Origin of the sequence: Ursidibacter arcticus, assembly GCF_009761375.1 — a bacterium.
In the GTDB taxonomy this organism is placed as follows: Bacteria; Pseudomonadota; Gammaproteobacteria; order Enterobacterales; family Pasteurellaceae; genus Ursidibacter; species Ursidibacter arcticus.
Genome location: NZ_LEKM01000116.1, coordinates 103,572 through 122,585, shown reverse-complemented (window position 1 = coordinate 122,585; position 19,014 = coordinate 103,572). Strand labels below are relative to the sequence as shown.

14 protein-coding genes are annotated in these 19,014 nt (G+C 37.5%); 13 read left to right on the top strand and 1 reads right to left on the bottom strand.

Features of this window, described 5'->3' with window-relative positions; all coding sequences use genetic code 11:
* The first annotated feature begins 98 nt into the window (after positions 1 to 98).
* Positions 99 to 1,058, top strand: a complete 960-nt coding sequence (locus tag A1D25_RS04440) for an ABC transporter substrate-binding protein (protein ID WP_157394485.1) — start codon at positions 99 to 101, stop codon at positions 1,056 to 1,058.
* A gap of 64 nt (positions 1,059 to 1,122) precedes the next feature.
* Here the strand turns inward: A1D25_RS04440 and pmbA are convergent, their stop codons facing one another.
* Positions 1,123 to 2,472 (bottom strand): metalloprotease PmbA, encoded by a 1,350-nt coding sequence (gene pmbA / locus A1D25_RS04435; RefSeq protein WP_157394484.1) that lies wholly within the window; start codon positions 2,470 to 2,472, stop codon positions 1,123 to 1,125.
* 152 nt (positions 2,473 to 2,624) lie between these two features.
* Between pmbA and yjgA the strand changes: the two genes are divergently transcribed.
* The 12 genes from yjgA (at position 2,625) to A1D25_RS04375 (ending at position 18,999) form a co-directional block, all read left to right on the top strand.
* Positions 2,625 to 3,158, top strand: coding sequence for a ribosome biogenesis factor YjgA (gene yjgA, locus A1D25_RS04430; protein ID WP_157394483.1), 534 nt, complete (start codon positions 2,625 to 2,627; stop codon positions 3,156 to 3,158).
* Between the two features lie 3 nt (positions 3,159 to 3,161).
* The gene (locus A1D25_RS04425; RefSeq protein ID WP_157394482.1) at positions 3,162 to 3,509 is read left to right on the top strand and encodes a SirB2 family protein; all 348 of its coding nucleotides are present in this window, start codon (positions 3,162 to 3,164) and stop codon (positions 3,507 to 3,509) included.
* 101 nt (positions 3,510 to 3,610) lie between these two features.
* Positions 3,611 to 4,264 (top strand): uridine kinase, encoded by a 654-nt coding sequence (udk, locus tag A1D25_RS04420; RefSeq protein ID WP_157394481.1) that lies wholly within the window; start codon positions 3,611 to 3,613, stop codon positions 4,262 to 4,264.
* 9 nt (positions 4,265 to 4,273) lie between these two features.
* On the top strand, positions 4,274 to 4,858 hold the full coding sequence (dcd, locus tag A1D25_RS04415; protein WP_157394480.1) for a dCTP deaminase: 585 nt from the start codon (positions 4,274 to 4,276) through the stop codon (positions 4,856 to 4,858).
* A 171-nt stretch (positions 4,859 to 5,029) separates the two neighbouring features.
* Positions 5,030 to 6,751 carry an SrfA family protein gene (locus tag A1D25_RS04410; RefSeq protein WP_157394479.1) on the top strand — a complete coding sequence of 574 codons (1,722 nt, stop codon included), beginning with the start codon at positions 5,030 to 5,032 and terminating at the stop codon, positions 6,749 to 6,751.
* A 17-nt stretch (positions 6,752 to 6,768) separates the two neighbouring features.
* Positions 6,769 to 9,798: a virulence factor SrfB gene (locus tag A1D25_RS04405; RefSeq protein ID WP_157394478.1), complete on the top strand. Its 3,030-nt coding sequence runs from the start codon at positions 6,769 to 6,771 to the stop codon at positions 9,796 to 9,798.
* A complete protein-coding gene (locus A1D25_RS04400; protein ID WP_157394477.1) occupies positions 9,795 to 12,476 on the top strand; it encodes a putative virulence factor in 2,682 nt (893 codons plus the stop codon). The genes A1D25_RS04405 and A1D25_RS04400 overlap by 4 nt, the downstream gene beginning before the upstream one ends.
* A gap of 17 nt (positions 12,477 to 12,493) precedes the next feature.
* Positions 12,494 to 13,486, top strand: a complete 993-nt coding sequence (locus tag A1D25_RS04395) for a flagellar basal body-associated FliL family protein (RefSeq protein ID WP_157394476.1) — start codon at positions 12,494 to 12,496, stop codon at positions 13,484 to 13,486.
* A complete protein-coding gene (locus A1D25_RS04390; protein WP_157394475.1) occupies positions 13,486 to 15,441 on the top strand; it encodes a vWA domain-containing protein in 1,956 nt (651 codons plus the stop codon). The genes A1D25_RS04395 and A1D25_RS04390 overlap by 1 nt, the downstream gene beginning before the upstream one ends.
* A gap of 39 nt (positions 15,442 to 15,480) precedes the next feature.
* Positions 15,481 to 16,188 (top strand): ATP-binding cassette domain-containing protein, encoded by a 708-nt coding sequence (locus A1D25_RS04385; RefSeq protein WP_157394474.1) that lies wholly within the window; start codon positions 15,481 to 15,483, stop codon positions 16,186 to 16,188.
* Positions 16,189 to 16,196: 8 nt separating this feature from the next.
* Complete coding sequence (locus tag A1D25_RS04380; RefSeq protein WP_157394473.1) at positions 16,197 to 17,429, top strand: ABC transporter permease; 1,233 nt, start codon at positions 16,197 to 16,199, stop codon at positions 17,427 to 17,429.
* A complete protein-coding gene (locus tag A1D25_RS04375; RefSeq protein ID WP_240327105.1) occupies positions 17,419 to 18,999 on the top strand; it encodes an SUMF1/EgtB/PvdO family nonheme iron enzyme in 1,581 nt (526 codons plus the stop codon). Before A1D25_RS04380 ends, A1D25_RS04375 begins: the two co-directional genes overlap by 11 nt.
* The last annotated feature ends 15 nt before the right edge of the window (positions 19,000 to 19,014 follow it).

Here is a 19,014-nt window from a genome sequence, read left to right as displayed (position 1 = left end):
TTGCTTAATTATCAAAGATAAATTACATTTACGTCAAAATGTACTTTTGTAATAGTACAAAAAGGCAAAATCTTATCTTTATCTAGTAAGGAAGTTATATGAAATTACGCAAAACATTATTGATTAGTGCATTAAGTTTATTCTCTGTGGCGAGTATTGCTCAGGAAAAATTACATAACGTTGCGATTACCGCAATTGTAGAACACCCCGCATTAGATACAATTCGTCAAGGTGTTGTTGAAGAGCTGGCAAAAGAAGGTTTTGTTGATGGAAAGAACATTAAAATTGATTTCCAATCAGCACAAGGTAGCACTGCAACAGCAGCACAGATTGCACGTAAATTTGTGGGCGACAAAGCCGATATTATTATCCCGATTACCACTCCAAGTGCTCAGCCAGTGGTAGCAGCAACTCGTAGTATTCCGATTGTCTTTTCAGGAGTAACTGATCCTGTGGCAGCGAAATTAGTTAAATCTTGGGAGCCAAGTGGAACAAATGTTACAGGGATCTCTGATCATAAAGATATTGAACCACAGCTCTCGCTTATTCAAACATTAGTACCAAACTTAAAAGCGGTTGGCTATGTGTATAGTGCAGGGGAAGTAAACTCGGCGATTGTGCTTGACGAATTAAAAGAAGCGGCTAAAAAAGCGAATATTCAAGTAGTACCTGTTGCAGTACAGCGTAGTGCAGATATTGGTACAGCTACTCGTAGCCTAAATGGTAAAGTACAAGCGATTTATATTTCTGAAGATAATGCGGTCGTTTCTGCTTATGAAGCATTACATAAAGCTGCATTAGAAGCAAAAATCCCTGTGATTGCAGCAGATAAAGATACCGTAGAACGTGGAGCATTAGCGGCTTATGCAGTAAACCAATACGATATTGGGGCAGAAACAGGTAAAGTTGCAGCTCGCATCTTACGCGGTGAAAAAGCAGGGGCTATTGCCACTCACTCTGTTAGCAAAATGGAATTATCAATCAACCAACAGACAGCAAAAGAATTAGGCATTACCGTACCTGAAACCTTATTAAAAGAAGCAAAAAGTGTATTTTAAATCATTTGAAATATACAAAGGCAATGTGGGGAGAATTTATCCCCACTTACTTAATCTAAATTGCTTACTGCCCCGAAACTTTCATTTTGTCTAATAAAATAGAACCTGTTTGAATGTTTGAGCGGTGTTCAATATCATCAGCCACTGCAACCATATTTTGATACATTTCTTGCAACTTGCCTGCAATGGTAATTTCTGCCACTGGGTAGCAAATTTCACCATTTTCAACCCAAAAACCTGCTGCACCACGAGAATACTCGCCCGTTACACCATTGATTGCACTGCCTAGCATTTCGGTGACTAACAGCCCTGTTCCCATTTCTTTCAGCAAAGCGTCTAGCCCACCAGTGCGGTTTGGTTTGACTAACCAGTTGTGAATGCCGCCTGCGTGTCCTGTTGTTTGCATACCCAGTTTTCGACCGCTATAACTGGTTAAAAGATAAGTTTGTAAAATACCGTCCGTAATAATTTCTCGGTTTTCCGTTCTCACCCCTTCGCTATCAAAAGCCGATGATGCAAGTTGTTGCAATAAATGTGGACGTTCTGAAATAGCAAACCAGTTCGGCAAAATCTGTTCGCCTAATTTATCTTGTAAAAAACTGGATTTTCGGTATAACGCACCGCCACTAATCGCCCCTGCTAAATGCCCGATTAAACCTGTCGCCACATCATTATAGAAAATAACAGGCACTTCACAGGTGGCTAATTGGCGTGGATTTAAACGCTCTACCGCTTTTAATCCAGCCTGTTTTCCTACCCATTCAGGCGTAGCTAATTGATTAAACTGGCGAGAAATCGTGTATTCATAATCCCTTTCTAGTTGTTCTTGATAGGCAGAAATCACACTACAAGAGAGCGAATAACGGCTTGATAAATAGCTTTGTAACATTCCGTGCGTATTGCCATAAACACGAATACCGCTATGGGAATTAAATGTTGCACCATCGCTGTTTACAATACGTTCATCACTGTTTAATGCGTGGTGTTCCGTTTCTATTGCCAGTTGCACCGCTTGATCCACATCGATCTCAGCGTGGTGATATAAATCTAAGTCGATACTCTCAAACGCCATCATTTCTTTATCCGCCAAGCCTGTGCAATCATCTTCCGATGTATATTTTGCAATCGCTAAGGCAGATTCCACCGCTTGTTGAATAGAGGCTGGCTGTAAATCGGAAGTGGAGGCATTACCCTTACGTTTGCCTAAATAAACTGAAATACCTAACGCACCATCATTATTAAATTCAATATTTTCTGTTTGTTCCAAACGGGTAGAAACAGATAAGCCTGCAACCTTTGTAACTGCCACTTCTGCGGTTGCCCCTGCCTTTTTTGCAAAAGATAAAGCGGAACTTACCGCTTCTCTTAACATTTCTTCTTGTTGTTGTAGCTCTTGTTTGGTGGTTAAAGCCATTATTTATCCTTATTTTTAACATCATTTTTGCTGATAGAAGTTTGACCTAAACACAATTTCAGCATAGAATGGGAAACGAAAAATCATAGCAGAAAAGCCTATCCTTTGCGATAGGCTTTTTAATTACGAGTTATTATAAAACGTGGGATTTTATGGCAAGAAAACAACGAAAAAATGAAATAGATTGGACTGATGAAGATGAAGAAATCATCTGGGTAAGTAAAAGTGAAATAAAACGAGATGCAGAACATCTCAAAAAACTAGGCGAAAATCTAATGGCGTTAAACCCAACCAATTTAGCCAAAATTCCATTAGAAGATAATTTACGCGAAGCGATTGAATTAGCTCAACGTTTACGTTTAGAAGCTCGCCGTCGTCAAATTCAATATGTCGGAAAGCTGTTACGCAACGTGGATCCAGAACCTATCCAAGAAGCATTAGATAAAGTGGAAAATCGTCATAATCAACAATTAGCCTTGTTGCAAAAATTAGAGCTGACCCGAGATCAACTTCTAGAACAAGGCGATGTTGCACTAAATCCACTTTTAGACGAATATCCGCAGCTTGATCGCCAACATTTGCGTAATTTAATTCGTGGGGCACAAAAAGAAAAACAAGCCAATAAACCACCAAAAAATTATCGTGAAATTTTTCAATATTTAAAATCTGTTATTGTGGAGAACTAAATAATGCAATCTCTCTTTTTTGCTCATATTGGTCTTGCTTATGTGAGTTTAGCGTTATTATTAACTCGTGGGGTGTTATCGGCTCGTATGATCGATTGGCGTCAATATAAAACTCTACGTATTGCACCGCACCTTATTGATACACTACTTTTAGCCTCTGGCTTAATTATTTTTTTCTATTTTGGTTTCTCATTCAGTGAAACTTGGATTTTGTCAAAATTACTATTTTTAGTGCTATATATTGTATTTAGTGCTAAGGCTTTTAAAAAAGGACAACAATTCTCTTTAAAACATTTCTTGCTTGCAGTGGTAAGTTTTATGTTAATGATGTTAGTAGCTACAATGCATTAAAAAATAAGTATAAAAATAAAATTGCTAGTGCCAGCTTAGGCTTACGCAATATTAGGTAAATAGAGTATAATGGCAAAAATTCTCATTCCTTAAGGTGTTTTATGTCGATTTTAACTGAAAATAAATCTTGTATTGTGATTGCGATTGCTGGGGCATCAGCTTCGGGTAAGAGTTTAATTGCTTCAACTATTTATAAAGAGCTCAAAGATGAATTAGGACAAGATGATATTGGCATTATTTCAGAAGATGCTTATTATAAAGACCAAAGCCATTTGGCAATGGAAGAACGAGTAAAGACCAACTATGACCACCCTAATTCAATGGATCACGACTTATTAGTTGCTCATCTACAAACTCTAAAACAAGGGAAATCTGTTGAAATTCCTGAATATGATTATACCGAACATAACCGCAAAACTACTGTTACCCATTTCTCACCTAAACGCATTATTATTTTAGAAGGTATTTTATTGCTAACGGATGAACATATCCGTAATGAAATTGATGTATCTATCTTTGTCGATGCTCCACTTGATATCTGTTTTATCCGCCGTTTACAGCGTGATATGGAAGAGCGTGGACGAACAATGGAATCGGTGGTAAGCCAATACCGCAAAACTGTTCGCCCGATGTTTTTACAATTTGTTGAACCTTCCAAACAATATGCCGATGTGATTATTCCTAAAGGTGGGAAAAACCGCATTGCGATCAACATTTTAAAAGCACAAATTAAGCAGTTATTAAAACAAAAATAGGGGTAAATTATGCGTCTGTGCGATAGCGATATTGAACGTTATTTAGATGATGAGATTATCAGTTTAACGCCACGCCCATCAAATGACAAAATCAATGGTGCAACTATTGATGTCCGTTTAGGTAATTCATTTCGTGTGTTTCGTGAACATTCAACACCTTATATCGATCTTAGCGGGCCAAAAGAAGAAATGGCAGCACAACTAGAGCGAGTAATGAGTGATGAAATTATTATTGCTGATAATGAGGCATTTTTCCTACACCCAGGGGAACTGGCTCTAGCTACCACCTTAGAGTCCGTAAAACTACCCGCAAATATTGTGGGGTGGTTAGATGGACGCTCTTCTTTAGCCCGTTTAGGCTTAATGGTACACGTTACAGCTCATCGTATTGATCCAGGTTGGGAAGGGAAAATCGTATTGGAATTTTTTAATGCAGGCAAGCTACCTTTGGCACTGAGACCTAATATGGCAATTGGTGCGTTAAGTTTTGAAATACTAAGTGGCGAGGCGAAACGTCCTTATAATGCCCGTAAAGATGCTAAATATAAAAATCAACAAAATGCGGTTTCAAGCCGTATTAACCAAGATGTTTAGCGACTAAACGTTATTCTAATTTCTTAGAACTTGATACTCATTAAGAGGACTATATCAATAATCCTTACACAAAAATTATATTAATTTAATGATATTTACATTTTATAAGCAGATCTTATAGAATATTTCAATTTATTGGACAAGGTATTTTGAAAAGAAAAGGTAAATGTTATGTTAAGTGCATTATTACGAAGCGGAGATATAAAAAATTATACCGCTTTAGGGCAAGATGGTGTTGCGGTTTATTCTGTTGCCTCCCAGTTGAGAGACTCTATCAAATTTAAACGGGGAAAAGCGTTTGCTGATTATTTAGCAATTCCCCAGCGTAATGATCAAGGTAGTCAAATTGATTGGTATGTTCCATTCGAGTCAGATAAGCCAAACGGTCAATATATGATTGTACCTTGGACTTCAGCCACACAAGAAGAGAGAGATAAAGCTTGGGCGGAATTGCAGATTTTTGAGCGTACTATGCTGGAACTCGGAAGTGAAATGACATCCTCGCCTTCAACAAAGGGAGATCAGTTGCTTTTTGCAAGATTGTTATGTAGTGGACAATCAAAAAACATTGAGGATGCTGATAATTTAAAGGCTTTACGTTTCCCAAATCCAGAACATGTTTATTTGGTTAATGATCGTCCTGTGATCACTTTTTGGGGATTCACTGAAAAAAATGCCCTAATATATGGAAGCCCTTTTCTAAACTTAAAACCAAGTTCTCTTGTTCCTCCAATAACCCCAGAAATACCACTTTCTAATTATGAACCCTCTCAAGAAAAAACAGCAGAACCAGCTCCTACTACTAAACACTGGTGTCGCCGTTTTTGGTGGATACTACCATTGCTATTGTTATTAGGCGTGTTGTTATGCTGGTTATTTAGAGGCTTTTTATTTCCTCATTTCAATTGGTTTGGAACACCAACAGTTACAATTGAGAATAATGTTACAGGCGAAACTAAAATTACACCTAAAGAGTGCGAAATTAGAAAAGTTTCAGGCAGTTTTTACTATTTTGTCAATAATCGTTGGGTGAATGAATCTGGTGTTGTGATTTCTGATTCAATATTACTAAATACATTAGAACAAACTACACCTGAGTTAGAAAAAAGATGTATAGATGTTCAAACACCAGTCCTTAGGGATAAAGATAGTGTAAGAAATAAAGATACCGTAAATTATGTTAGTGACACAACAGCTCCAGCAACTTTGGAAACTAATGCTCAGGCAAATCAAGCTGTTGGTCAGAATGGCGGATTACCAACTCTTCCGGATACTTCGGTCGCAGATGATTTAGCTAAAGCTAACGCAGCTGAAGATCAAGGTAATGTGGCTGAAAGCCAAGCCAATGCAGCTGAAAATAAAGCTAATGAGGCTGAAAGCCAAGCTAATGCAGATGAAAATAAAGCTAACACAGATGAAAATCAAAATAGTTCAAAAGATAATCCTGTGGATGAAAATCAAAGCATACCAGAGTTACCAATAGGTGATGAAAATAGTCAAGCTCCAAATCAGCAAGATGATAAAAAACTAACTATTCCACCAGATAGCCAGCAAAATGGTAAATTGAATTTCCTAAATGGAGAGTGGAATGCAGGTGCTGGGATTCAGGATAAAACGACAGGAAAACCATTACGATTAAATTACAAATTTAATGATGGTAAAGGAAAGGTCGAATTAAAACGTGGTGATGGTGTGAAATGTACCGGTGATGTCGTCGCAAGTATGAATGGAGGTAGATTGAACATTGATAATACAGGCATTGCAAAATGTAGTGATGGCTCAACTTATCAATTACCAAGCGTGAGTTGCAGAGCTGGAGCGAAGAGTTCAGCAGACTGTCAAGGTAAGTATGAGAAAGGGCAGAATTTCCCAATTATTATTAAATCAAATTAAGATAAGAGAGACAGATTATGTTGCCAGAATTGCATAACTATGGAAAAGAACTGTCGCTGATTATGAACAGCGGCGTGCAGTTTTTAGACTTTGGGCTAAAGATTGATTGGAAAGACAAAGATTGGCGAGCGAAAAGTATGGGGAGCTTTGGTAAATCCGAAAACTCTCCTTTACGTAGACTCATTGAACATAAAAGTGGTGAAGGGTTCTGTGACAGTACGGATTTAACACGTATTGTTCAAGTTGATCTTGAAATCAGTGTTGAGGATTCATTTAAATTGTTTGATGGGGTTTGGCTACCTATTCCTGTGCTGAGAACTGTGCCACCAGATCGTTTCGATGAAGGTCCATATAACTGGGCTCGTGCTAGAATTATCAAGCTAGCTACACCAGACCAAGAAGGTAACACACACCGCATTACGATTGCTTTTGATACGAAAGTTTTTCCAAATCGTGCTGATGTTGCTTACCTTGCACCAACGGAAGAAGATATTCGTTCAGGCGTGGTATTTGGATTAGCTCATCAATCAAATCAAATGTCTTGGTTTTTAGATTATAAATGGGTAAATGAATGGCTATTGGAGCTTTTTACTGAACTTGCTCCTGATGCAGAGCGTCTTAAAATTCATCCAGATGACCTAGAAAATGATGTTAGAGAAAAAGTCTATCAAGGTCACTACTTGAATATACTTGCAATGCTTGGTACGGAAATTGAAATGCCTAGAATTAAGGTTATTTCAAATCGTTCTGATGATATTATCAAATCTATTCCAGTAGATATGATTTTAGATGTAGGGAATTCAAGAACATGTGGTATTTTGATTGAAGATCACGAACAAGAAAAAGATGGCTTGAAAAAACGTTATGAATTACAGCTTCGAGATTTGACGTTACCTGAAAGGGTTTATAGCGAGCCTTTTGAAAGCCGAATTGAATTTGCACAGGCGTTTTTTGGTAAAGACCATTTTTCAGTTCAGAGTGGTCGCCGAGATGCATTTCAGTGGCCAACTATTGCTCGTGTAGGAAAAGAAGCAGGACGTTTAGCAAGCCGTCGTGAAGGTAATGAAGGTTCTACAGGTTTATCTAGTCCCAAACGTTACTTATGGGATGATTCTAAATATGAACAAGGCTGGCGTTTTAACTCATCGTATGTCAAAACAGATTATGAGCCGTATGCGACAGCAGATCCACTTTCAGGGTTAATCAATGAATTTGGTGAGGCTCTTCATACTCTTCGTGATGAAATTGATGAGGAGTTTGAGCGTAAAATGCCAGTATTCCAACCAAAGTATTCACGCCGTTCATTGATGACTTTTATGCTTTCAGAAGTATTAATGCAAGCGTTAATGCAAATTAACAGCCCTGCACAGCGTGCTAAATTAGAACACTCTCGTACTCCTCGTTATTTGCGTTCAATTATTTTGACAATTCCGCCGGCAATGCCAAAACCCGAACGAGAAATCTTCCGTCAATCTGTTTATCAAGCAGCAGGTTTGGTATGGAAAGCGTTAGGTTGGGATAAATCTGAGAGCGATTTAGATTTTGAGAAAATCACTGAACGTGAGAAGTATTGGCCAATTCTTCCTGAAGTTATTATTCAGTGGGATGAAGCAACTTGTGGTCAAGTTGTATATTTCTTTAATGAAACACAGAACAATTATGGTGGTCGTCCTGAAGAGTTTATAAAAGCATTACGCCGTCCAGATAAAAAACAAAAAGAAGGTATTACAATTGCCACAGTGGATATAGGCGGTGGAACAACGGATCTTGTTATCAATGACTATACTTTAGACTATGGTGAAAATGGCGGTACCGGAAGTAATGCTTATATTCTTCCAACGCAACGTTTCCGAGATGGATTTAAAGTTGCAGGAGATGACATTTTATTAGATGTTATTCGTGATGTCGTGGTGGATTCTTTAACCGAAGCATTGAAAAAACTAGGACTGCGTGATCCTGATCCAATTCTTTCGGAATTGATTGGGGCACAAGCATTAAAAGTACAAGATGCATTGTTACGCCAACAGCTCACTTTACAAGTATTTAGTCCGATAGGATTGCGTATATTGAAAGAGTATGAGCTGTATGATCCATTAACAAATGAAAATTCACTTAATGGATTAACATTTAGGGAATTGTTATCAGAAGTTGAACAACCAACAGAATCAGTACTATCCTATATCAATGAACCTATAGCAAGAGCATTAGGAAATCCTGATTTTACAATTTTAGATTTGCCAGTTCGGGTAGATCTTCGCAGGATTCATACCCTATTTATTCGAGGTGATTACTACGATATTTGTAAAACATTCAATTCACTCTGTGAGGTTGTTAATAGCTATCAGTGTGATGTATTACTTTTAACTGGTCGCCCATCTCGTTTACCAGGCGTACAAGCATTTTTTAAATCTCGTTTGCCGCTACCAGCAGGTAGAATTTTACCGCTACACCATTATAGAACAGGGAATTGGTATCCTTTCCATAAACAAGGGCGTATTGAAGATCCAAAAACAACAGCAGCTGTCGGTGCGATGCTTTGCTTCTTAAGTAAGAATTTACGTTTACCGAACTTTTATTTCCGTTCTGTAGCAATGAAAGCTTACTCAACGGTGAAATATATCGGCTTGTTAGACAATAACAATGTTATCAAAGATTCTAATGTGTATTATCAGAATATTGATTTAGATAATGATGACTACGATTTTCCTGATACCTCCTTTGAGGTTAGAGGTCCTATCCGTTTAGGATTCCGCCAGTTAAATGTGGAACGATGGGTAGCAGCACCACTATATACATTATCAATTGAAAATAGAGAATGGGCGGCGATGCTTGGTAATGAAGGTGTTGTTTTAGAAGTTACTTTAGGGATAAAGAACAATAAAAATAGCAAAGAACGTGCCGAAAACTTTTATATTAAATCTGTAACAAGTTCAAATGGGCGTTCTTGCAGCAGAGACCGAGATATTAAACTTCGTCTTAATACGATGGCTGATGCAGGATTAGGTGAGACACAATATTGGTTAGATAGTGGGTGTGTAAAACGATGAGCAATAATATAGAAAACCATTTAGTAGAATCTTGGGACAATGTTTTCCAGGCTTCGCAACAGGCGATTAATTGGGTAAGTGAGGTCCGCCCAAATGTCGTTCGTTTGAATAATGAGGCGGACAGCTTAATTTTAGAATTAAGACGCCTACGTAATCAAGCAAAACGCTTGGGAGCTGTTTCTGCTAAGCCTATTGCGGCTGGCTTTTTCGGCTTATCACAAGCGGGTAAATCTTTCTTAATTTCTGCATTAGCTGCGGATGAAAAAGGTAATTTAGAAACGCTTTTTGATGGTGAAAAATTAGATTTTATTCGTCATATTAACCCACCTGGTGGAGGGAAAGAAGCGACTGGATTAGTTACTCGTTTTACTCGTTCAGCTAAAGCTGCTGTTGCAGGTTTCCCTCTTGAATTAAGATTGTTCCAAGAAGTTGAAATTGCTAAAATTTTAGTAAACTCATATTTTAACGATTTTGATAAAGAACGAGTTACTTATCAGCTAGAACAATCCCGTATCAATATCTTGCTAAAAGGGTTAAGTGCTAAACAAAACGCCGCTATTGTAAAAGGCGTAATGGAAGATGATGTAGTTGATTTGCAAGATTATGCACAAGATAGCTTTGGCAAGTCATTATCAGCTTTGCAGGGCGGCTACTGGGCAAAAGCAACAGCCCTAGCACCATATTTATCTATAGAAGATCGAGCAACATTATTTTCTATTCTCTGGGCAGAGATTCCAGAGCTTACTCAAATTTATATTCAATTTGCAAAAACATTAGCAAAATTGAGCTATGCAGAGCGTGTATATGCACCGATTTCTGCGGTAGTAAAAGATAATGGCTCGGGTGGGCTTTCTCAAGCGGATAGCATTATGAATGTGGATATGCTTGAACGCCTTGGGACAGATAAAGATGAGAACATATCTGTTCGCCCTTTAATTGAAGAAGGTAATGTTGGAGAGCCTGTTGAAATTTCTTTGGCGGAACTGACCGCTTTAACGGCGGAATTGGTTTTCCCATTAGTTAATCCAACTCGTGTTCCAGCAGTAGAAAGTGTCGATTTATTGGATTTTCCAGGCTATCGCGGACGATTAGCTATTACATCACTAAATGAAGTGAAAGAGGGGAATCCTGTTTCACAACTGATTTTAAGGGGTAAGGTTGCTTATCTGTTTGAACGTTATACCGATAGCCAAGAAATGAATATCTTAGTTGTGTGTACGCCTTCAACTAAGCAATCTGATGTAAATAGTGTTGGACCAGTTCTTGAACGCTGGATCAATAAAACTCAAGGGGATACAGCAGAGACAAGAAGTATTCGCAAACCGGGTCTGTTATGGGCAATTACAATGTTTGATATGCGTATTACTGCCGACCTGAGTAAAGATGAAGATCTCTTAAAAATCTCCTGGGGGCAAGGTGGTTTACTGAAGCAAACTATTTTAGAACGTTTTGGTAATTACGAATGGTTGAATAACTGGTCAAATGGAAAACCATTTAATAATGTTTTTCTTGTTCGTAAACCTGGCTTTAAAGTTGCCTTTTTGGATATGAATGGCTCTGATGAATTGGGTGTCGCAGCTCAAGAGCAAGCACAGCTTAATCTATTGCGTTCTACGTTTTCGAATGATCCTGATATACAAAAACACGTGGCAGAGCCTGAAATTGCTTGGGATGCAATGATGAAGTTAAACGATGGTGGTATGCAAAGAATTAGTGACTACCTAAAAACAATTGCATTACCAGAAGTTAAAGCACAACGTTTAACTGAGCAGCTTAATGCGTCTATTCAGCATATTGTAGAAAATCGTTTTGCGAATTGGTATCAAAGTGATGGTGCCGAGGAAGTAAATAAAAAACGTCAGCTGGCACAAGCAGTTGTTGCTGAATTGAATAAAAAAGCACTCTTGGTTGGTGAATTGCTCAGGTACTTGCAATTACCAGAAGAAACAATTCGTTCTTTATATTTCTCTGATTATGAAGAGGTATTATTAAAACCAGAAGAGCAAGAATCAAATGTTGGAACGTTTGATGCAGGATTTGGTTTTGATTCTCAACCTTTTGATATTTTTGCTGAGCCAGAGCAAATTCCAATGGAAGATAAATCTAAAGATAAGGTGGTAGAGTCTCGCTTTGCGATGGCTGCTTTCCAATCTTGGATTGAGCATCTAAGAAACATCTCTTCAGATCAGCATTTTATGCAATACTTTGGTTTTTCTACGCAAACAATAGAATCTATTGTCGGTGAAATTATTACTGGAGCGAATAGACTGAATTTACAAGGAAAATTGTCTCAAGTGGTATTCCAAAATGAGAGTGCTGGTAGTAAGCGTGATCAGCTTGCTGAGCGTCAAGTATTCTCCATCAGTACCGCAATTGCAGATTTTATCGCTTGGTTAGGCTTTATTGATATGCCTACTACACAAAGACCTGCAAGCCGCATTGCTGTAGAAAGTAGTATTTTTGAATATCAAGAAGTAGAAAAAGTTAATGGACTACCTAAATTAAATGAACATACAAATAAGTTTACACAACATTATTTGTTTGATTGGTTTGTTGCTTTTGGTCGATTTGCAGAAAGTAACGCAGGACATAGTGCAGGTCGTGAAATTGATGTTGTAGCGAATACAAAACTTGGTAATGTTCTAGCGGTATATCGTCAGGCTGAAATTAAAGGGTAGCATTTAGGAGAAATATTGTGTTAAGAATTGAGTTAAAGGAAAATCGTCCTGGATATGCTTATTTCAGTGCAGCGAAATGGAAAGGAACAGCTGATGTTGAAATAAGCATACAACGTAATCAAGATGGTAAGTATTTTGTAGAAGGTGATCTTTGGCAGGCTGAGCCTGTATGGCATAAACTTGCAGAGATGAATGTTTCTGATGAGGTCTTACAGGGCGTTATTGGACCAAATATAATTGATTCATTGGTACAACAAGTTGGCAATGTACGCTATATGTTAGCTGTGCGTGACAGTACGAATATATCTTCAACGGACTCTGGTCCTGTGCGAATGGTAGGTAACATTTTAGCTTCTCTTGCAAGCGGTGACTCCTCTCGTAGTGATGATGTAAGGGAGTTTTCTGGTCCTAAAATTGCAGAAAATGCACAGAATGTTGAAAATACTGTTACGGAAGATCATAGCGAACAATTGACCGGACCTGAAGAAGTGGTTGAGTTTGTGGTAAATTCGGATAGTACTGAAAGTGAAGTACAAGTTCAACCAGAAGAATCTAAAGAAGAACCTCAAGCGACGCCTAAAAAGAAAAAATTATTAGGAATTATTGTAGGAGTTATCTTGCTTTTAATAGGCGGTGGAATTTATCTGTTTTTAAATTCAGATAAGCCAGCAGAAGTGCAAAAATCTGCTTGTGATATAGATGGAAATCACAGTGATGATTTAGCATTCCTACAATCTTGCTTGAAAAGCAGCCCTGAACCGAAGCGTATCTTAGAAATTATTGATAATGCGAAAAAGGTAAATAAATGTGGTATTGCTCAGCGTTTGTATGCTAACCAAGCTCAAAGTGGCAATATAGATATTGCGTTAGCTTACGCTAAAGAGTATGAGACAAGTAGTGCTTGTTTCCAAGAAGATAAATCGACAGCAATTTATTGGTATGAAACTGTGTTAAGTTATGATCCAAATAATTCTGTCGCTAAGCAAAAACTTGAGGAGTTGAAAAAATAATGAAAAATTTCAAACTTGCTTCTATCGCTCTTTCAATGATATTCAGCCAATATGCAATAGCAGAGCAGAAACCACTTTTACAAGAAGGAAAAAGCACACTCTATCAACGAGTTTTAAGCACGCCAAGTTGTGAGCTACTCCCAACAAATGATGCAAAAAAAGGGGAGAAAGTACCCGCTTTCTCTCGTTACTATGTGTATAAACGAGAGAATATTTCAGGTACTGAAATGCTACAAATCGGACCTGATACACTAGGGAAAACAGTAGGTTGGCTTGATGCGAATTGTGCTGTTCCTTGGAATATGCAAATGACAATGGTATTTACTAACCCTTCAGGGCGTGATCCTCTGTTATTTTTTAAGGATAGAGCAAGTTTGGAGAAAGTAGTTAATGATGGCGAGCCAGCAAAAATCCTTGAACCAATGCGAACAGCATTAGCTCAAAAGAAAGTTGTACCTGAAATACTATCGCAAGAGCCAGAAGAATTCGTTGATTTTCAGAAAAATTTCTACTTACTACCTATTTTACAAGGTGAAGAGGTAATGAATGGAAGAGGTTTTTATGAACGTGTTCTTGAAGTGGCTTCAGTTACAAAAGAAGATAAAAATAGCGATAATAAAACCACTCAGCCACAAAAATCTGATCAAGAGATCGTCGGCTTCAGAGCAGCGGTGGTTTTCGTCATTGATTCTACGATATCAATGGATCCTTATATCAACCGTACTCGAGATGCAATTAAAAAAGTCTATGAAAAAATAGAAAAAGAGAACTTGTTAGATAAAGTAAAATTTGGATTGGTTGCTTTCCGCTCAAGCACTGATGCAGTCCCTGGTTTGGAATACACTTCTAAAATGTTCGTTAGCCCAAACACAGTGAAAGATGGCAAAGACTTTATGAATAAAGTTGCTAATTTAAAACAAGCGACTATATCGTCTAAAGAGTTTAGTGAAGATGCTTACGCAGGGATTAACCAAGCTCTTAATGAGGTGAATTGGAATGAATTCGGTGCTCGTTATTTAGTTCTAATCACTGATGCAGGTGCAATTGAAGGTGATAATCCTATCTCAACGACAGGGCTTGATGCGAAGCAGTTACGTTTAGAAGCTCAACACAGGGGCGTTGCACTTTATACTTTGCACTTAAAAACGCCATCAGGTAAAAAGAATCACGCAATCGCAGAAGCACAATATAGAGAATTGTCTTTTAATAGTGTTGTAAATAAACCTCTTTACTATCCAGTGAATGCAGGTGATGTAGATGAGTTTGGCAAAAATATCTCATTATTAGCAAATGCATTAAGTTCACAGGTTAAATTGGCTTATTCGGGTGAAAGTGCAATTGGAAGTGCTGTACACGCAGTTGATAACAAAGATGATAATAAATCTGAAATTGAAAAAGATGCCTCTTTGTTAGGAAAAGCGATGCAGTTATCTTACTTAGGAAATGTAAATAATACAAAAGCACCTCCTGTATTTAGAGCTTGGGTAAGCGATCGTGATTTTATGAAGCCTACTGCACCAACAGCAGAAGCTCATATTTTATTGACAAAATCACAACTAAGTGATTTAAGCGAGGTAGTAAAGAAAATTGCTGATGCGGCAAATCAAGGCTTAATTTCATCAGGTGATATGTTTGCACAACTTCGTTCTGTTGCTGCCGCAATGGGACAAGACCCTAATAAAATTAAAGAAGGAACTTCAACTAAATTAGCAGAGTTAGGTCTATTAGGGGAGTATTTAGATGATATTCCTTATAAAAGCCAGGTAACGGCGATTGATGAAGATACTTGGAAAGGTATGAGCGTTCAGGAGCAAGAGAAATTTATTCGTGATTTGAATAGTAAACTGAGACACTATCGTGTTTACAATGATGATCAATCTCGCTGGATTTCTTTATCAGAAGGTTCTGATCCGCAAGAAAATGTATATCCAGTACCGCTTGAGGCATTACCATAGATTTCTATAGGATCTCGCTTTTATATATTTAGGAATAATATGCTCACAATTTCAGATTTATCTATCACTCGTGGTAGCCAATCAAATAGCTTTTGTGTCGCATTGCCAAGTTTAGCTCTAACAAGCGGTGAGATGGTGGCAATATGTGGACAAAGTGGTTGTGGAAAAAGCACTTTATTAGAGATGATCGGACTAATACTTAGTCCCGATCATATCTCTAGCTATCAGCTTACAAGCAAACAAACTACGCTAGATCTTCATCCTTTAATTCAACAAAATCGGCATAAAGAGTTAGCGGATATTCGAGCAAAAAGCTTAGGATTTATGCTCCAAAGCGGAGGGTTATTACCCTTTTTAAACGTGCTACAAAACATTCAACTACCTTGTGAAGCGTTAAATGTTCCTTACGATAAATTATGGATTAGTTCATTATGTGAGCAATTAAATATCTCTCATTTACTTGAAAAATACCCTAAACAACTCTCTATTGGTGAGCGTCAAAGAGTTGCATTTGTCAGATCTATTGTTCATAAGCCTATTCTATTACTCGCAGATGAACCAACTTCGGCATTAGATCCTTATCATTCCTGTGTATTGTTTGATTTAATGCTAACCTTAACGAAAGAACAAGGTATATCTGTAATAACAGTAACTCACGATTGGGAATTAATTAGAGATAAAAACATACGTTGTTTGCAAGCTAAGTTAAGCGATAATAGACGTCATTCAATCTTTAGTGAGCAATAGGGGTAGAAATGAGAAAATTACAATTCAATAAATTGCTTACTTTAGGAAAACTTGCCCTTAGAGATTTGTGGTTTGATAAAAAAGTATCATTCTGCATTATCGCCTCTCTTGTTGCTGTTATTGCACCGCTATTGCTTCTTTTTAGCTTGAAGTATGGTGTAGTTTCGCAATTACATCATAAATTGCTTAAAAATCCTTCTACATTAGAGATTAAAATCACGACCAATTCAATGCTTTCAAAGGAATGGTTTACTTGGTTAGAACAACAGCCAGAAACACAATTTTCGATACCACTTACTCGCTCATTGAGTGTTTCCGTTGATTTGAGGGTGGCAAATGAAGCTGGTACAACAAGTAGATATAGCCGAAATGTTGATCTCATACCAACCAAATTAGGCGATCCTTTATTGGAACACGCCAAAATAGCACGTAAAAATGGTGTTATTCTAAGTTCACTTGCAGCGGAAGAGTTGAAAGTTGGAAAGCAAGATAAAATTAGCATAATCGTTACTCGAAATAAAAACAACCAAGCAGAAAATGAACAGCTTGTATTTTCGGTAGATGATATTTTGCCTAAAGAAAGTCTATCTAAAAGAGCGGTATTTGTGCCTTTAGATGTGTTATTAGGTATTGAAAATTATAAAGACAACATTTACACAGATGTCTTTCCGCATATTGAAGGAATGGAATTAGCAAAGGAAAGACATTTTGCTAGAGCACGTATTTATGCCCAAAGTCTTGATGATGTAGAACCTTTAGCTCAAAAACTGAGAAAAAAAGCCATTGAAACAAACACAGAAGCTAGGGCGATTTCTGATGTGAAAGCAATCAATTCGGTATTGAATATGATCTTTATTGTTATTGCATTAACATCAATAATTGGTTGTGTGCTTTCTTTATTTGGTGCATTTTTAGCAAATATTGACCGTAAACGTAAAGATATTGCTTTGCTACGTTTACTCGGATTTCAACAAAGAGCAGTGGGCGTTTATTTGGTATTCCAATCAATGATATTAAGTGGATTAGCGTTTATTTTTTCACTCTGTTTTTTTATGGTCGGGAGTCAAATATTTAACCACATTTTAGGTAAGAATTTATCGCAAATTTTTATCAGTAGTTTGAATTTAGGGCATTTGCTCATCGCTTTTTTACTATCTTTAATTTTGGCAAGTATTGTTGCAGGAATTGGTGCAATACGAGCTGTAAAAATTCAACCAGCGGAGAGTTTACGTGACATATAACACACAAAAATGGGTAGCACTAGGATTAGGTCTTTTTACTACTGTGGCAGAAGCAGCTTGGGAAGAAAAATTTTTTAACCCAAAACCACTTGCAGATGACGTTATTTTACCAATGCCTTGTGACGGCAGTATGGTGTTTAGGGTGATTAAAACAAACACCAATAAACCTTTAGATGACACCAAAATTACCTTAGGTGGTAATAGCAACGAAGAAGATAATTATGCTCAATATGCGACACCAGCATATATTGCCGGTAGCTTCAGCGATCAGTCAAAAGAACGCTATTTTCTTATCGGAAAATATGAAGTTACAGAAGCACAATATAATGCAGTGATGAAAGGAGAGCAATGTACAGCTCCTAATATGAAAGGGGTGATGCCAATAACAAATGTTAGTTGGTTTGATGCAGTTGAGTTTTCTCGTAAATATAGTGAGTGGTTGCTTAAAAATGCAGCGGATAAACTTCCGGTAGAAGATGGAGCAAAAGGTTTTGTTCGTTTACCAACAAATGTTGAATGGGAATATGCATCTCGTGGTGGAGCGGCAGTAGATCCAGGTGTTTTTCGTGAAAATACCTTTCCGATGCCTGATGGATTTAATAACTATGCTTGGTCATCTAAATCGGCAAATGGTAAATTACAGCTGATAGGTCGTTTATCGCCAAATCCATTAGGATTGTTTGATACTTTAGGTAACGTGTCTGAAATGGTTTTTGACAGCTTTCAAGCGAATAAATTAGATCGCTATCACGGACAAGAAGGTGGAATAATCGTTCGTGGAGGAAGTTATATTAAACCTGAAAGTGAGGTTGATAATGTATCAAGAATTGAAATTCCTTACTATGATGCAAATGGTGCAACAAAGAAAAGAGATATGGGATTTCGTTTAGTGGTTACAGCACCATTACTGACATCAAGTGAAAGAATTAAAATGATCCGTCAAGAGTGGAGTGCTCTAGGTAGTGGAGGGAAAGATAAAAATGATACAAACATTGTTGATAAGTTAGAAAAACTAGCCTCTAATGTTGAAGATGACAAATTAAAAAATGAAATCAATAAAACAAAAGAAGAGCTAAGAGCATCTAACCAAGCTCGTGATGAACAGCGTGATGCTGCTGCTCGATCCAGTTTACAACTAGGTGCTTTCTTATGTGCTAACATATCTGATTTAGAAGCGGTGGTTGAAAGAGAAAAAATTGCAATTCAGAGTTTTGAAGAAGGACTCAATGCAGAACAAGATCCTGAACTTAAACAGTTACTCGAACAAAAACGAGAAAGTTTTAAGCTAAAATTAGCCGAAGCAGAAAAAGCCCGTGATTATGTTTTGAATTATTACACGAGTACAATTACAGCTACGTTTGACACCTATAGCCAAAATACCATTGAGGCACAAATAGACAGAACAAAGAAAATTATGGGGGAGAAAAGACTCGCTAATGGTGAAAAAGCGGTAAACATTACTCAATATATTGATTTATATTGGAGCCATTTAAGCCAGTACTACAAAAATGGGCAAATTGGGCGAGATAAATGGCTCAAGCAATGTACAGAAATCAAACAACAAAACTAACTTATAGAAGGAAAT

What these genes read in the sequence shown, in the direction of transcription:
- yjgA (WP_157394483.1), top strand. Translation starts at nt 2,625, where the DNA reads ATGGCAAGAAAACAACGAAAAAATGAAATAGATTGGACTGATGAAGAT.
- A1D25_RS04410 (WP_157394479.1), top strand. Translation starts at nt 5,030, where the DNA reads ATGTTAAGTGCATTATTACGAAGCGGAGATATAAAAAATTATACCGCT.
- udk (WP_157394481.1), top strand. Translation starts at nt 3,611, where the DNA reads ATGTCGATTTTAACTGAAAATAAATCTTGTATTGTGATTGCGATTGCT.
- A1D25_RS04405 (WP_157394478.1), top strand. Translation starts at nt 6,769, where the DNA reads ATGTTGCCAGAATTGCATAACTATGGAAAAGAACTGTCGCTGATTATG.
- dcd (WP_157394480.1), top strand. Translation starts at nt 4,274, where the DNA reads ATGCGTCTGTGCGATAGCGATATTGAACGTTATTTAGATGATGAGATT.
- A1D25_RS04390 (WP_157394475.1), top strand. Translation starts at nt 13,486, where the DNA reads ATGAAAAATTTCAAACTTGCTTCTATCGCTCTTTCAATGATATTCAGC.
- A1D25_RS04440 (WP_157394485.1), top strand. Translation starts at nt 99, where the DNA reads ATGAAATTACGCAAAACATTATTGATTAGTGCATTAAGTTTATTCTCT.
- A1D25_RS04385 (WP_157394474.1), top strand. Translation starts at nt 15,481, where the DNA reads ATGCTCACAATTTCAGATTTATCTATCACTCGTGGTAGCCAATCAAAT.
- A1D25_RS04380 (WP_157394473.1), top strand. Translation starts at nt 16,197, where the DNA reads ATGAGAAAATTACAATTCAATAAATTGCTTACTTTAGGAAAACTTGCC.
- pmbA (WP_157394484.1), bottom strand. Translation starts at nt 2,472, where the DNA reads ATGGCTTTAACCACCAAACAAGAGCTACAACAACAAGAAGAAATGTTA.
- A1D25_RS04400 (WP_157394477.1), top strand. Translation starts at nt 9,795, where the DNA reads ATGAGCAATAATATAGAAAACCATTTAGTAGAATCTTGGGACAATGTT.
- A1D25_RS04425 (WP_157394482.1), top strand. Translation starts at nt 3,162, where the DNA reads ATGCAATCTCTCTTTTTTGCTCATATTGGTCTTGCTTATGTGAGTTTA.